Below are 14,455 nucleotides of genomic sequence, written 5' to 3' on the forward strand. Positions count from 1 at the left end.
AGGAAACAAGATCAGAAATGGTCTTGTTTTTTTGCATGAAAAAAACACAGCTAATTTAGATAGTTAGCTGTGTTTACATAAATTTAATTCTGTCAGTTATGATAATGATTCAATATATCATTAATATATGCTTCTTTATTTGATGCATCATAAGTTTTAGATGTTGAGTATTTTAGATAATGGATTTGATCTTTTGCAGTTCTGGATTCTTCTTGTAGGTATGAATCTGTTATGGTAATTTTAAAATTCTCGCTCTTACCTGTTAAATCAAGGCTTAGTGGAAAATTTGTAAATTCATCTGAGTAAAAGGCCATCTTGTAAAAGTTGTATTTGTCACCCCTAAAGCTATTTAAGTGAGGGAATTGTATATGGTAGATGCCATTCCAATAATTTCCATACTCTCTAATTTCGTAGTCATCGAAAAATTCCTGGATTCTTTCTTTGTTAGCAAAATCTTTATCAAAAGTAACAAAGGGAGTTTGCCAATCCCATAATGGAATTTTGCCTTCATTTCCATAGATAAAATAACTTTGCATTTTTCCTGATTTAGGATTTTTCAACTGAAAGTGGTATTTACTGACGCCTTCTTTGACAGCTCCAGTTTGATATAGGGTATCATCCCCAGGGACTATCAAAAAAAGAAAATCTCTTAGATATAATTCGAAGTCGGCATCCATTGTTTTATCATGTAATCCAGGGAAACGCTGAATTATTTGTCTGTAATTCTCTGCATTTGAAAACCATTCTTTATCAAAGCCTGGACCGACTTCAAATACTTTATGATCGAAATAGTTTTGATATTCTTCATAATGGTTTTCAGTAGAGGTCACCTGTCCAAATGGTAAAGTCATATTGGTATTATCTGTAAAAGTAATATGTAAGAAAAGTCTTCGGGGATCAATTCCTTTATCAATATAATGGCCGACCTTATAGGCAGACAAATCATCTGGAAAATCGTCTTTTCCGAAGTGTAGAACCTCAATCTCAATATCTTTGACAACTTTTCTTTGAGGTATTATCTTCTTGACACTGTAATGATAAGCCTTGTAATAGTAATTCTCCTTATCATAGAGGTAAGGCTTATAAGCTCTTTGGTAGGCATTATAGAGAAAAATTCCAAGGGTTACAAAAAGAAGCAGAGCTAAGGCTATTTTGAACTTTTTATTTATTTTATTAGTTAGCCTTGAGAAAAAGAGACTCAATTTACTAGGATTTTGTATCATGTCAAAACTCCCCATATATTTTATACTATTATATCATGAAAATCCTTATACCTAAGGCGTCTTCGTGTACTTTGTCACTGTTTTCCTTTATAATATAAGTATCACATTACAAGAGGAGACCTCATGAAATATATCGTAAATACATCAAACGATCCTGCCTATAATATTGCTTTGGAAGCCTATGCTTTTCGTGAATTGGTGAATGAAGATGAATTGTTCATTCTTTGGATTAACCGTCCAGCTATCATTGTTGGTAAACACCAAAATACCATTCAAGAGATTAACAAAGAATATACAGATGCTCATGGTATCAAGGTTGTTCGCCGTTTGTCTGGTGGTGGTGCTGTTTATCACGATTTGAATAACCTGAACTATACCATCATCTCTAATAAGGCAGATGAAGGTGCTTTTGACTTTAAGACTTTCTCTCAACCTGTAATCGCTACACTTGCTGATTTGGGAGTTAAGGCTGAATTTACTGGCCGTAATGACCTTGAAATCGATGGTAAAAAGTTCTGTGGAAATGCTCAAGCTTACTATAAAGGCCGTATGATGCACCATGGTTGCTTGCTTTTTGACGTTGATATGTCGGTTCTTGGTCAAGCCCTTAAAGTCAGCAAAGACAAAATCGAATCAAAAGGCGTTAAATCTGTACGTGCTCGTGTGACCAACATCGTCGACGAATTGCCAGAAAAAATCACTGTAAATGAATTCTCAGATAAAATCTTGGAAAAAATGAAAGAATTCTACCCAGAAATGACAGAATACGTCCTTTCTGAAAGCGAATTGGCTAAGATTCAAGATTCTTATGAGAAACAATTCAATACATGGGATTGGACTTATGGACAGTCACCAGAATACACAGTAGAACGTAATGTTCGTTACCCAGCTGGTAAGATCTCAACCTATGCCAACGTTGAAAATTCAATCATTAAATCTGTTAAGATTTACGGAGATTTCTTTGGTATCGGAGATGTATCAGATATTGAAGACTTGTTGGTTGGTGTACCTTACGAGTACGAAGATGTCTTGGCAAAACTTAAAACTATTGACACAACACATTATTTCTCACGTATGACAACCGAGGAGGTTGCAAAAGCTATCGTAGCTTAATCATTGTTTGAACAATCTGGAAAACTCCAGGTTGTTTTTTCTCGGAAAAATCTTTCAGAGTGAAATAACTAGATAGATATTTTCGCATTGGTTCTGGAAGTTAGTATCTGATTGACCTAGTGTGGTATTTTATATATTCAGATAGTAAACCTATAAAGCCTCTAAGAGAAAATATCCTATAACAACTTTCCGAAAAACTGTAATTTTCTTGAAAGAAAGATAAGGGTGTGGTATACTTCTATTAAGTAATTTTGGAGAAAAAACAAATGAAACGTGAACTCTTACTCGAAAAAATTGAAGAATACAAATCTCTTATGCCCTGGTTTGTTTTGGAGTATTATCAGTCTAAACTATCGGTTCCATATTCTTTTACGACCTTATACGAATACCTTAAGGAATATAAACGCTTTTTTGACTGGCTGATTGACTCAGGTATTTCAGATGCTGATGATATTGCCTCAATTGACATCAAAACTCTTGAAAATCTAACTAAAAAAGATATGGAGTCGTTTGTCCTATATCTACGTGAGCGTCCATCTTTAAATACTTATTCCAAGAAACAGGGTGTCTCTCAAACGACCATTAATCGTACACTTTCAGCTCTATCTAGTCTCTATAAATATTTAACCGAGGAGGTCGAGGGACCTGATGGTGAGCCATATTTCTATCGTAACGTTATGAAAAAAGTTTCTACTAAGAAAAAGAAAGAAACTCTAGCTGCACGTGCTGAGAATATCAAACAGAAACTCTTTCTAGGTGATGAGACCATGGAATTCCTTGATTATGTCGAAAATGAATACGAAGTTAAGCTCTCAAATCGCGCTAAATCATCGTTTTATAAGAATAAAGAACGTGATCTAGCTATCATTGCCTTGCTGCTGGCTTCTGGTGTTCGACTCTCTGAAGCTGTTAATCTAGACCTTAAAGATATCAATCTTAAATTGATGGTCATTGATGTCACTCGAAAAGGAGGCAAACGGGACTCAGTTAATGTAGCAAGTTTTGCAAAACCTTATCTTGAGAATTATCTTAGTATACGTGATAAACGCTATAAGGCTGAAAAGAAAGATGTTGCCCTATTTTTAACAGAATATCGAGGTGTTCCAAACCGTATTGATGCTTCAAGTATCGAAAAAATGGTCGCCAAATATTCTCAGGATTTCAAGATACGTGTGACTCCCCATAAACTACGACATACTCTGGCAACACGTCTTTATGATGCTACCAAGTCTCAAGTTCTAGTTAGCCACCAACTTGGCCATGCTTCCACTCAGGTCACTGATCTTTATACTCATATCGTCAATGATGAGCAAAAAAATGCTCTAGATAATTTATAATTACCCTAGTCTAACCATTCCTATTCGGAGTGGTTATTTTATAGTTTACATAAATTTAATTATGCTAAAATCATTTTATGGCCATCCATAAACATAACTAAATTTATGTAAAATATTACACACAAAAAACAAACTCTCCTTCATGGAAAGCTTGTTTTACTTATTAATAATCTTTAAGGGCTGATTCAACCGCAGCTTTTTCTTTTTCAATCAAGTTTACTCGTGCGGCAATTGTCTTAATTCCCATCAAGATATTACGTTCTAAGGCTTTATCACTTGTTTGTGGCTCGAAGAAAGCAATATATTGATCAAGACGTTCTTGCGTTTTAAAGATTCCTGCTGGGATATTAACAAAGCTATCGAAGCTCATATCGCCACCTAGGGCTGCCTTAATCCAATCCCAGTTATCTTTCGCCCAGTTCCAAACGGTTTCTTGTGCAAATGATTTGTTGAGGAAATTCATATACCATAGGTACAAGTCTTGAGGTTTAACAACATGTTTGTCTTTAAGCTGACCTAGCACGTAGTCGAGACCTTCTTGGTTTTTAAGGTATGAAACTGCTTGAGTCAATTGACGACGGAAATTACTATCATTTGTTGTTACATATGCATTGACATAGTCTTCAACAAGAGTTAGACTGTCTTCTTGTTTCATTTGGTTAATGAGAACGAGACCACGGACACTTGCAGGGATGCTTTCAATGTTCTCTTTATGAGCTTGGAAAACACTTGCGGCCGCAAGGACTGCTGGTTGATAGTCTGCTTGAATCAAGTAGCTAAGAGCTGTTTGACGAACCATTTCGTCTTCATCTGATTCTCCATCTTTGGCATCAAAACCAAGACGCTCAAAGTCGTTTTGGTTTTGACGACGAACTAAAGCCTTGTAATGCACTTCTGCTTCTGTATCCTCATCGATAAAGCGTTTCAAACCAGCGAGGATTTGAGACTTAGCTTGAGCAATCAAGAAGCTTTCTTCTTTTTCGACAAGATCAAGAAGAGCGACTAGTCTTGCATATGAGATACGGCCACTTTCAGCAAGAAGGCGGCGTTCTTGCAAAATCTGAAGTTTACTTACAGTATCAAGGTTAGCAAATTCCTCTAAGAGTTGGTCCAAGAGTTCACCTTGATAATCTGTGATGTAATGTGCTGTATTTGCTGTATTAAGGCGAAGAGCTCCTTTATTTTCAGCAGCAAGCTGGTTATAATTTGGAATCTCAATACGCTCTTCTGAGAGTGTGTCTGGGAGCCCCTTCCAGTTTGTGTTCAATGGAATCTCCCAAAGACGACCTTTATCTTCATGTTCACCAATGAAGAATTGTTTTTGACTAAGAATGAGAGTGTCGTCAACTACTTCTGCACTAACAACAGGGTAACCTGGTTGCTCCAACCAAGTATCCATGAAACTAGAGACATCTTTACCAGAAGCATCAGAAAGGGCATTCCAGAGATCTCGTCCAATAGTGTTGTTGTACTGATGTTTTTCGAAGTAAGCTTTAAGTCCTTTAGCAAAGGCTTCGTCACCTAACCAACGGCGAAGCATATGCATGAGACGGCTACCTTTAGCATAAACGATAGCACTATCAAAGAGGGTATTAATCTCATCTGGGTGATTGACTTCCATGTGGACAGACTGAACACCGTCTGTAGCATCACGTTGGAGGGCATGAGGCACACCAGTTGTTTGGAAATCTTCAAAGATATTCCAGCTAGGCTCAATGGCATCTACTGAAACATACTCCATCATATTGGCAAAGCTTTCGTTAAGCCAGAGATCATCCCACCATTTCATTGTAACAAGGTTACCGAACCATTGGTGAGCCAATTCGTGGGCAACTACAAGGGCTACTTGTTGACGGCTTGCAGCTGAGCTATTTTCATCTACAAGAAGGTAAACTTCACGATAGGTAACAAGTCCCCAGTTTTCCATGGCACCTGCTGAGAAGTCAGGAAGTGCGAGATGGTATGACAATGGGATAGGATACTTGACTTGGAAGTAGTCTTCGTAGAAATCAATGACACGAACGGCAATATCAAGGGCAAAGTCAACGCTGTTTTCAGCTTGTGCAACTGTAGCGAAGACACCAACTTCAGTACCGTTTTGTGTTTTCGCTGTCTTACCTTGAAGAGCTCCAAAACCAAAGGCAAGGAGGTATGTAGACATACGAGGGGTTGTCTCAAAAGTCCAAACCCCAGTCTCTTCACGCAAATGGCTATTGATTTCAGGCATATTTGACAAAGCGATATCGCCTTCTTCAGCATCAAATTTCAATGAGAAATCAAAAGTAGCTTTAGCTTCTGGTTCATCAACAGATGGGAAGGCTTCACGCGCAAAATGAGATTCAAACTGCGTTGAAATAATTTCTTTTTTCTCACCATTGTAGGTGTAATATGATGGGTAAATCCCTGTCATATTATCTGTAATACGACCAGAGAATTCAATGACAAGCGTCAAAACACCGGTCTCTGGAAGTTCAATATGGAAGGCTTCGTTAGCATCATCCATTTGGAAGTTTAACGATTCATTATCCAAGAGAACGGAACTAATGGTAAGGTCTTTTTGGTGAAGGGAGATATGGTTATCAAGGGCTTCACCTGTAATGGCAACATTCCCTGTAAAGGTCTTTTCAGAACGATTAATGTCCAAGAAAAGATTGTAATTTTCAGGGATGAAACTTTCGATAAAACGAGCAACAGATGCTGTCATACGTATATACTCCTAATCTAACTTTTCGTATCGAAACAGACTGACAAATGTTTCGATATTAGACTCTTTTACAAAAGAAAAGGGTCTGAATTATTCAATACAAACCCATTATAACATAGATTGGAAGCTTTGCCTACAGTTCAATGATTTTACCAGATTTGAGGTAGACAACCCACTCGCAGAGATTGCGGGCATAGTCACCGATACGTTCCAAATACATAAGTACTTGGAAATATTCTTTGGCAGCGAAGGCGGCATCAGGATTCTTACGAACACCTTCTACTGTCATGGCTTGAATATCACGGAAATAGTTATCAATGATTTCATCTGAAGCTGCGATTTCATAAGCGCGTCGTTCGTCACTGTTCAAGTAAACATCTAGAGCATCTTCGACCATGTGGCGGACTGCTTTCCCCATTTTCTTGATTTCAGCTTCAATTTCAGTTAGACGCTCTTCACCTTTAATGCGGATGGTTGCTTTAGCGATAGCAACGGCATGGTCACCCATACGCTCAACGTCGCTAGATGCTTTAAGTGCGGTGATAACTGTACGCAAATCACTTGATACAGGTTGCTGTAGAGCAATAATTTCAAGTGATTTTTTCTCAAGTTTGGTTTCGTAGTTATTGACGATTTCGTCATTTTCAATGACTTCCTTAGCCAAATCACGGTCATGGCTGATAAAGGCACGTACAGCTTTCTTAAGCTGAGCTGCAACCTCTGTACCCATAGCGTAAAATTGGTTGTGGAGTTTTTCTAATTCTTCTTCGAAGGGAGTTCGTAACATCATAATTTTTTTAGTAATCTGTCCTTTCTTAACCGAATTTACCGGTAATATAATCTTCAGTTTCTTTATGTTGTGGATTTAGGAACATGTCTTTCGTTGATGAATACTCGATGAGCTCTCCATCAAGGAAAAAGGCTGTTCGTTGTGAGATACGACTTGCCTGTTGCATAGAACGAGTGACTAGCAACAAGGTGTATTGTTCTTTAAGGTTATAGAGGGTTTCCTCAATCTTACCAGCGGATATAGGGTCGAGAGCCGACGTTGGTTCGTCAAGAAGGATGACTTTTGGAGATGTGGCTAGCACTCGTGCAATACAGACACGTTGTTGTTGCCCTCCTGAAAGTCCGAGTGCTGAGTCATGGAGACGGTCTTTAACCTCTTCCCAGATTGAAGCACCCTTTAGTGATTCTTCTACTGCTTGATCAAGAACAGCCTTATCTTTGATACCATTGATACGAAGTCCATAAACCACGTTTTCATAGATTGACATTGGAAAAGGATTGGGTTGTTGGAAGACCATTCCGATTTCTTTACGGAGTTCAACGGTATCTGTTCGAGGACTGTAGACATTGTGACCGTTGTATGAAACAGCACCAGTAAGTGTCCATTCGGGATTTAAATCTCCCATTCGGTTGATAGAACGGAGCAGGGTTGATTTCCCGGATCCTGAAGGACCGATAAGGGCCGTGATTTCATTTGGATAGAAATCCATTGTCACATTATTGAGGGCTTTTTTCTTATTGAAATACACCGATAAATCATTGATTGAAATGATTGGTTCAGTCATAAGTGCTCCTTTCTATCCAAAGCGTCCTGATACATAGTCATTGGTCGACTGTAGGGCAGCATCTTGGAAGATTTTCTTGGTTTTATCATATTCGATAAGATCACCAAGGTAGAAGAATGCCGTATAATCACTAGCACGCGCTGCTTGTTGCATATTGTGCGTCACGATGATAATAGAGTAATCTTCCTTAAGTTCAAACATGGTCTCTTCGAGCTGCATAGTAGCTACAGGGTCCAATGAAGCTGCAGGCTCGTCCATGAGGAGAATCTGCGGTTTCACGGCAATAGCTCTTGCAATACAAAGACGTTGCTGCTGACCACCTGAGAGGGTAAAGGCAGATTTATGAAGGTCATCTTTAACTTGATCCCAAAGTCCAGCTTGCTTAAGTGATGTTTCAACAATCTCGTCCAAGGTTTGCTTATCTCTTACACCTTTACGTTCGTGAGCAAAGGTGATATTTCTGTAAATAGACTTGGCGAATGGATTTGGACGTTGGAAAACCATTCCAATATGTTTACGCATTTCATAAACATTGATATTACTTGCGTTAACATCGACTCCTTGATAAAGGATTTGTCCAGTAACCTTAGCAATATCAATCGTATCATTCATACGGTTTAGACTACGAAGAAAAGTTGATTTACCGCATCCTGAAGGCCCAATAAGAGCTGTGATTTTATTTTTCTCGAATTGCATGTCAATGCCTTTGATGGCTTCTTTTTGACCATAGTAGACATGCAAGTCTTTTGTTTCAAGAGCGAGCTCCTTCTCTGGGAAGGTGATAATATGACGCTCGTCCCAATTATATTTTGTCATAATAACTCCTTTAAGCGGATGTTAATTTCTTATGGAGGTAAGCTCCTAAACGACGTGCACCAAAGTTGAAGATCAGAATGAAAATCAAGAGTACTGCTGCTGAGCCAGCAGATACTGCAGTGGCGTCAGGTGTCGTACCTTCTGAGTTGACCTTCCAGATGTGAACAGCAAGTGTCTCTGCTTGGCGGAAAATCGAAATTGGACTAGAGATGCTAAGCGGATTCCAGTCGCTCCAGTTAAGTGCTGGTGCAGATTGACCTGCTGTATAGATAAGCGCTGCTGCTTCTCCGAAAATACGACCAGAAGCAAGAACGATACCAGTAACAATACCAGGTAAGGCTTCTGGAACAACAACGTGACAGATAGTTTCCCATCGAGACAAACCTAGAGCTAGGCCAGCTTCACGTTGGGTATGGTGAACTGTGCGTAGACTATCTTCAACGGTACGAGTCATTTGTGGCAAGTTAAAGACAGTTAAGGCCAGGGCACCTGATAGGATTGAAAATCCATACTGAAATTGAACAACGAAAATTAAATAACCGAAGAGTCCGACCACCACTGAAGGTAGTGAAGATAGGATTTCAATACAGGTACGGACAAAGTTGGTAAGTCGTCCTTTTTTAGCATATTCTGATAAGAAGATGCCAGCTCCCATTGAAAGAGGCACAGAAATAATCAAAGTAATAACCAATAGGAAGAATGAGTTGTAGAGTTGAACCCCAATTCCTCCACCAGCTTTGTAGGATGATGATCGACTAGTCAAGAAAGACCAGCTGATATGTGGTATCCCGCGAACCAAGATATAGAGAATCAAGGCTGCCAGGATTGTTACAATAATGCCAGCAATCACATAGAGCGTGCTGATGGCAATTTTATCAATTTTTTTAGCGTTCATAATTTCTCTTTCTCTCACGGGTAATGAATTTCACCAACATATTGAAACCAAGACTCATCAATAAGAGCACCAAGGCGAGAGACCAAAGGACATTGTTTGAAACAGTACCCATGACTGTATTCCCGATTCCCATAGTCAAGACAGATGTCAATGTTGCTGCTGGTGTCGTTAAAGAAGTTGGAATCACGGCGGAATTTCCGACAACCATTTGGATGGCCAGAGCTTCACCAAAGGCACGGGCCATACCAAAGATAACGGCCGTGAAGATACCTGGTTTAGCCGCATTAAGTGTCACACGCCAAATCGTTTGCCAGCGTGTAGCTCCCATGGCCAGACTAGCTTCACGATAGTGACGAGGCACTGCACGAAGTGTATCTGTTGTCATAAAGGTTACGGTTGGTAGAATCATGACGAACAAGACAAAGGTACCTGAAAGAATACCAAAACCTGTTCCACCAAAAATTAAGCGAACAAATGGAACCACGACTTGGAGACCAATAAATCCATAAACAACGGATGGAATTCCGACCAAAAGTTCAATAGCAGGTTGTAGGAATTTAGCCCCTTTAGGAGAAATCTCAGTCATAAAGATGGCTGCTCCAATGGCAAATGGGGTTGCAACCAAGGCTGAAAGCAAAGTCACTACGAATGATCCCAAAATCATTGGTAGAGCCCCGAATTTGCCTTCAGATGGTGACCAATCACCACTAAAGAGAAACTCGACCAAGCTAACTTTATTGACAAAGAAAGTCGCCAGCCCTTTTTGAGCAACGAAAAGTAAAATCATCGCCACGATGAAAACAATCAAGGCCAGGCAAAGGAAAGTGATTGTTTTACCAAACTTCTCGAGGCGTGAATTTTTAGAGGGTGATGTTAATTGTTTCACCAATTCTTCATTTTTCATGCTTACTCCTCACTCTTCTTTGAGACTTTACCATCAGCATCCTTGGTAACTTTCATGCTATGGATGGAAATGTAACCCATTTTTGCGACTACGTTTTCTTGGACTTCGTCACTCATCATATAATCTAAGAATTGTTTGGTATAGCTATCCGGTTTTCCCTTGGTATACATATGTTCGTAGGACCAAATCGGCCAATCGTTAGTTGCAACATTTTCAGCTTTGGGTTCAAATCCATTTAACTTTAATGTTTTAACAGAATCATCAAGGTAAGCAAATGATAGGTATGAAATAGCACCTGGTGTCTGAGCAACAATTGACTTAACCATACCGTTAGAATCTTGCTCTTGGGTACGGATTGGTGATTTACCATCCATAATCACTGCATCGAAAGTTGCGCGTGATCCTGAGCTAGCTGCACGGTTAATAATAGTAATCTCTAGGTCTTTACCACCAAGCTGTTTCCAGTTTGTGATTTCACCAGTGAAAATCTTACGCAGTTGTTCTGTTGTCAAGTTATCTACAGAGACTTCTTTGTTTGTAATAACTGCAATCCCAGCAACGGCAACTTGAAAGTCAACAAGCTTACTAGCATCAATTCCCGATTTTTCCTCGGCAAAAAGGTCACTATTACCAATTTGAACGGCACCGGATTGTACTTGAGAAAGTCCAGTACCAGAACCGCCCCCCTGAACGTTAACGATATTGTCAGCGTTCTTTTCAGCGAAGCCATCTGCTGCCGCCTCCACTAAGGGTTGAAGGGCCGTAGAACCAACTGCTGTAATGGACTGGCCACGGTCAATCCAAGAGGCACAGCCAGTTAAAACCAGCATGGCCATTGCCAGTGACAGAATCACTGCAAGGACTTTTGTTTTTTTCATTTTTGTCCTCCGACATTTTGTAACATAAGTAAGAAAGTGTCTCATAGATATGCTGTTAAAAGACACCTATCTAATTATAACAAGTATAGGATAATTAAGTCATATTAAAGTTTGGTTACAGGTTCTTAAATGTGAAATCTTAATCCTTTAGGATAGTAGTTTTTAACCGTATTTCCAACAACTTTAGCAAACCCAAAACCATTGCCGTCCACTAAAAGCTGATACCAACCGTTAGGATGTGTTTGATCTAGAGTAACCACATTACCAGAAACGTATTGGGCAAACTGGTCTTTACTTAGCTCTATACTTGAAACAACTTCATCAGATGTTAAAGCAATTCCAAGAGCAAAACTTGGTTCGAAACGTTTTTTCTTGAAGACACCAAGATGCAAACCGTTACGAGCGATTTTAACTTTAGAAAGGTCTGGGAGCCCTTTTGGAAGCAGGTAGAGATTGTCCCCAAAAACTTGCAGCAAACCATCCAGTCTAGTTTTAAGGTGTTTTTTTGCAAAATCTTCCCAAAGCTGCTTCTGCTCCTTGTTTAGGTTAGATTTTCCCTCTTTGATACGTGTTTGCTCAGGCACGCGCTTATCCTGGAATTTTGCCACAAACTGGCCTTCACCTTTGAAATGGTGTGGATACATTCGAGCTGTTTCTGGAAAATCAATTCCATCACTCATGCCATTCAATTTAGGGATTGCCACCAATTCAAGATCAGGATTATTTTCTAAAATCCAAGCAACAACACCTTCATTTTCCTCAGGAGACCATGTGCAGGTTGAGTAGATCAATTGTCCACCAGGAGCGAGCATTTTCAAACCGTCTGATAAGATGTCCTTCTGTAATTGTGCCAGTTCACTAGGATACTCCTTATGCCAATATTGGATTGCATCAGGATCCTTACGAAACATTCCTTCTCCAGAACATGGTCCATCAAAGACAATCGTATCAAAATAATTTTTGAAAACTTTGGCTAGTTTATCAGCTGACGTGTTTGTCACAATAACATTTCTCGCTCCAAAACGCTCAATGTTTTCAACCAGAATTTTGCTACGCTTTGGATTGATTTCATTGCTGACCAGCAGTCCTGTATTATCTAGGTAACTAAGAAGATGAGTAGACTTTCCGCCTGGAGCAGCTGCCAAGTCTAAGACACGACTTCCCTTGGATGGAGCTGCCACTTGAGCAACCATTTGAGCAGCTGGTTCCTGAGAATAAACCAAACCAGTTGCATGGTCGGCAGATTTTCCGGAAATTTTACCGTAATGGCCCCAAGGTGTTTCAGGGATAGCATCAGGAAAGTCCTTCTGTTGCTTTTTCAAAGGGTTGGTGCGGTAGGCGGATACGGCTTCTTGATCAAAAGATGCAAAGAAGTCCTTCGCTTCATCTCCAAGGAGGTTATTATATTTTTCTATAAAGTCTGATGGAAATTGCATAGTTTCCTTTCTATCAAAAAACTGGACTAACCAAGAGAACTTGCTGTTCTGATTTGTCCAGTATGGTTTTATGTTTCAAATTAATTTTCTGAGCCCATAATATGCTTGATCTCTTCAAGTCTGTCTTTAGGGACAAGCATCACAGCTTGACGACTAGAATAATCCAGTGGTTCTCCGGCAATGGTCTCAAGGTGATAACCCAATTTTTCTCCCATAATACTTGCTGCAGCATAGTCCCATGGGTAAATAACTGAAAAGTAAGCTAAAATTTGACCAGATAGGACTTTTGACATGCTTAAACCAGCACCACCGTAGACACGAACACCCAGAGTCTTATCAATAAGGTCTTTTAAGCCATGAAAATTTTTAGCATACATAGCTCCATTGCTAGCGACTAGACAACGGTCTAAAGGTCGGTTTTTATATACTGGAAGCAACTTGTCATTACAATACACATCAAACTGGCCACCACCATAGAAAAGTTGATCAGCCATGACGTTATAAATGAGGCCAAATTTTCCTTGCCCCTCTTCATAGTAGGCAATCATAACACAAAAATTATCTTGTTGGACAATAAAATTGACTGTACCATCAATAGGATCCAAGACCCAGACATTTCCATCTTTGATATTATGAACCAAGCCATTTTCTTCAGCGAAAATATTGTCTGAAGGGAAGGCAGATTTAATGCGTGCCACGAGTAAATCTTGTGTTTGTTTGTCAATATTAGTGACTAAATCATCAAAAGCCGTCTTTTCCTCGACCGTGATAGTTTTACTTAAACTTTCTTTGATAAAAGTACCGGCTTCTTTGATGATTTCTTTGGCGAAAATCAGTTTATTTTCCAAGTGATACAAATCCTTTATCTTTTGCTTTAGCAGCTTTGACAGCATGATAGGTTGAAAAACCGCTAGCTTCTTCAAAGGCCTTGTCTAGTTGTTTTTCAGGCGCTTTGCCTGGAACAACGGTTTTAAATGCCGTATAGGCTTGCAAGAGTTGGTCACGGTCAACCTTGCTCTCGTATGCTTTTTCTACCTGACTCAAAAAATGAAGCACTGTGGTAATTTCCTCAGTGCTCCATGATGAATCGAGTGGGTAGGAATAATTTCCTTTAGTCATTGTTACCCTCAATTTCAGCTCGAATGGTCGCTTGGCGCAATTCGAGCTTTCTATAATCACGAGGCAAAAAGGCACGAATTTCATCTTCGTTGAAACCAATTTGCATGCGTTTGGTGTCCATAATGATAGGTCGACGAAGAAGATTTGGGTATTCAGAAATCAATTGAATGAGTTCCTTGATGGTCAAATCATCCACATCGATATTCAGCTTCTGAAAGACTTTTGAACGAGTTGAAATGATATCTTCAGTACCATTTTCCGTGTAAGACAAAATCTTCATTAACTCATCGTGAGTTAATGGGCTCGTGATAATATTGTGTTCGTCAAAAGCAACTTCATGATTGGTCAACCAGGCTCGTGCTTTCCTACAGCTGGTGCAGCTAGGCGATAAAAATAAAGTTACCACGCAAACACCCCTTTCACTTTAACATTCCTAATCATTATACATTATTTGAT

Annotated in this window: 14 protein-coding genes; 2 read left to right on the forward strand and 12 right to left on the reverse strand. The window is 39.4% G+C overall.

From position 1 onward, the window contains the following. Nucleotides 1-92: 92 nt before the first annotated feature. On the reverse strand, nt 93-1,223 hold the full coding sequence (locus AX663_RS10470) for a hypothetical protein (RefSeq protein ID WP_231724228.1): 1,131 nt from the start codon (nt 1,221-1,223) through the stop codon (nt 93-95). Between the two features lie 123 nt (nt 1,224-1,346). Between AX663_RS10470 and AX663_RS09065 the strand changes: the two genes are divergently transcribed. Both AX663_RS09065 and xerS read left to right on the forward strand, forming a co-directional pair. Further along, nucleotides 1,347-2,336: a lipoate--protein ligase gene (locus tag AX663_RS09065; protein WP_049545534.1), complete on the forward strand. Its 990-nt coding sequence runs from the start codon at nt 1,347-1,349 to the stop codon at nt 2,334-2,336. 266 nt (nt 2,337-2,602) lie between these two features. Continuing rightward, on the forward strand, nt 2,603-3,673 hold the full coding sequence (gene xerS, locus AX663_RS09070; protein ID WP_060973277.1) for a tyrosine recombinase XerS: 1,071 nt from the start codon (nt 2,603-2,605) through the stop codon (nt 3,671-3,673). Nucleotides 3,674-3,836: 163 nt separating this feature from the next. Here xerS and AX663_RS09075 read toward each other — a convergent pair whose 3' ends face one another. From AX663_RS09075 to AX663_RS09125, 11 genes are all read right to left on the reverse strand, one after another. Then, nucleotides 3,837-6,377, reverse strand: a complete 2,541-nt coding sequence (locus tag AX663_RS09075; protein WP_060973278.1) for a M1 family metallopeptidase — start codon at nt 6,375-6,377, stop codon at nt 3,837-3,839. A gap of 133 nt (nt 6,378-6,510) precedes the next feature. Then, entirely contained in the window at nt 6,511-7,164 is a 654-nt protein-coding gene (gene phoU / locus AX663_RS09080; RefSeq protein ID WP_004182526.1) for a phosphate signaling complex protein PhoU, read from the reverse strand. Between the two features lie 28 nt (nt 7,165-7,192). Further along, on the reverse strand, nt 7,193-7,951 hold the full coding sequence (pstB, locus tag AX663_RS09085; RefSeq protein WP_002890956.1) for a phosphate ABC transporter ATP-binding protein PstB: 759 nt from the start codon (nt 7,949-7,951) through the stop codon (nt 7,193-7,195). A gap of 12 nt (nt 7,952-7,963) precedes the next feature. Beyond that, the gene (gene pstB / locus AX663_RS09090; protein WP_013990603.1) at nt 7,964-8,767 is read right to left on the reverse strand and encodes a phosphate ABC transporter ATP-binding protein PstB; all 804 of its coding nucleotides are present in this window, start codon (nt 8,765-8,767) and stop codon (nt 7,964-7,966) included. Nucleotides 8,768-8,777: 10 nt separating this feature from the next. Next, the gene (pstA, locus tag AX663_RS09095; protein WP_013990602.1) at nt 8,778-9,662 is read right to left on the reverse strand and encodes a phosphate ABC transporter permease PstA; all 885 of its coding nucleotides are present in this window, start codon (nt 9,660-9,662) and stop codon (nt 8,778-8,780) included. Continuing rightward, nucleotides 9,652-10,566, reverse strand: coding sequence for a phosphate ABC transporter permease subunit PstC (pstC, locus tag AX663_RS09100; RefSeq protein ID WP_002890959.1), 915 nt, complete (start codon nt 10,564-10,566; stop codon nt 9,652-9,654). The genes pstA and pstC overlap by 11 nt, the downstream gene beginning before the upstream one ends. A gap of 2 nt (nt 10,567-10,568) precedes the next feature. Continuing rightward, a complete protein-coding gene (locus AX663_RS09105; RefSeq protein ID WP_060973279.1) occupies nt 10,569-11,444 on the reverse strand; it encodes a phosphate ABC transporter substrate-binding protein PstS family protein in 876 nt (291 codons plus the stop codon). Nucleotides 11,445-11,569: 125 nt separating this feature from the next. Beyond that, entirely contained in the window at nt 11,570-12,880 is a 1,311-nt protein-coding gene (locus tag AX663_RS09110; protein WP_060973280.1) for an RsmF rRNA methyltransferase first C-terminal domain-containing protein, read from the reverse strand. 80 nt (nt 12,881-12,960) lie between these two features. After that, complete coding sequence (locus AX663_RS09115; RefSeq protein WP_060973323.1) at nt 12,961-13,728, reverse strand: inositol monophosphatase family protein; 768 nt, start codon at nt 13,726-13,728, stop codon at nt 12,961-12,963. Beyond that, nucleotides 13,718-13,999 carry a UPF0223 family protein gene (locus tag AX663_RS09120; protein WP_060973281.1) on the reverse strand — a complete coding sequence of 94 codons (282 nt, stop codon included), beginning with the start codon at nt 13,997-13,999 and terminating at the stop codon, nt 13,718-13,720. Before AX663_RS09120 ends, AX663_RS09115 begins: the two co-directional genes overlap by 11 nt. Further along, nucleotides 13,992-14,405 (reverse strand): Spx/MgsR family RNA polymerase-binding regulatory protein, encoded by a 414-nt coding sequence (locus AX663_RS09125; RefSeq protein WP_060973282.1) that lies wholly within the window; start codon nt 14,403-14,405, stop codon nt 13,992-13,994. The genes AX663_RS09120 and AX663_RS09125 overlap by 8 nt, the downstream gene beginning before the upstream one ends. Nucleotides 14,406-14,455: the final 50 nt, after the last annotated feature.

It is taken from the genome of Streptococcus sp. CCH8-H5 (genome assembly GCF_001556505.1).
Taxonomy (GTDB): Bacteria; Bacillota; Bacilli; order Lactobacillales; family Streptococcaceae; genus Streptococcus.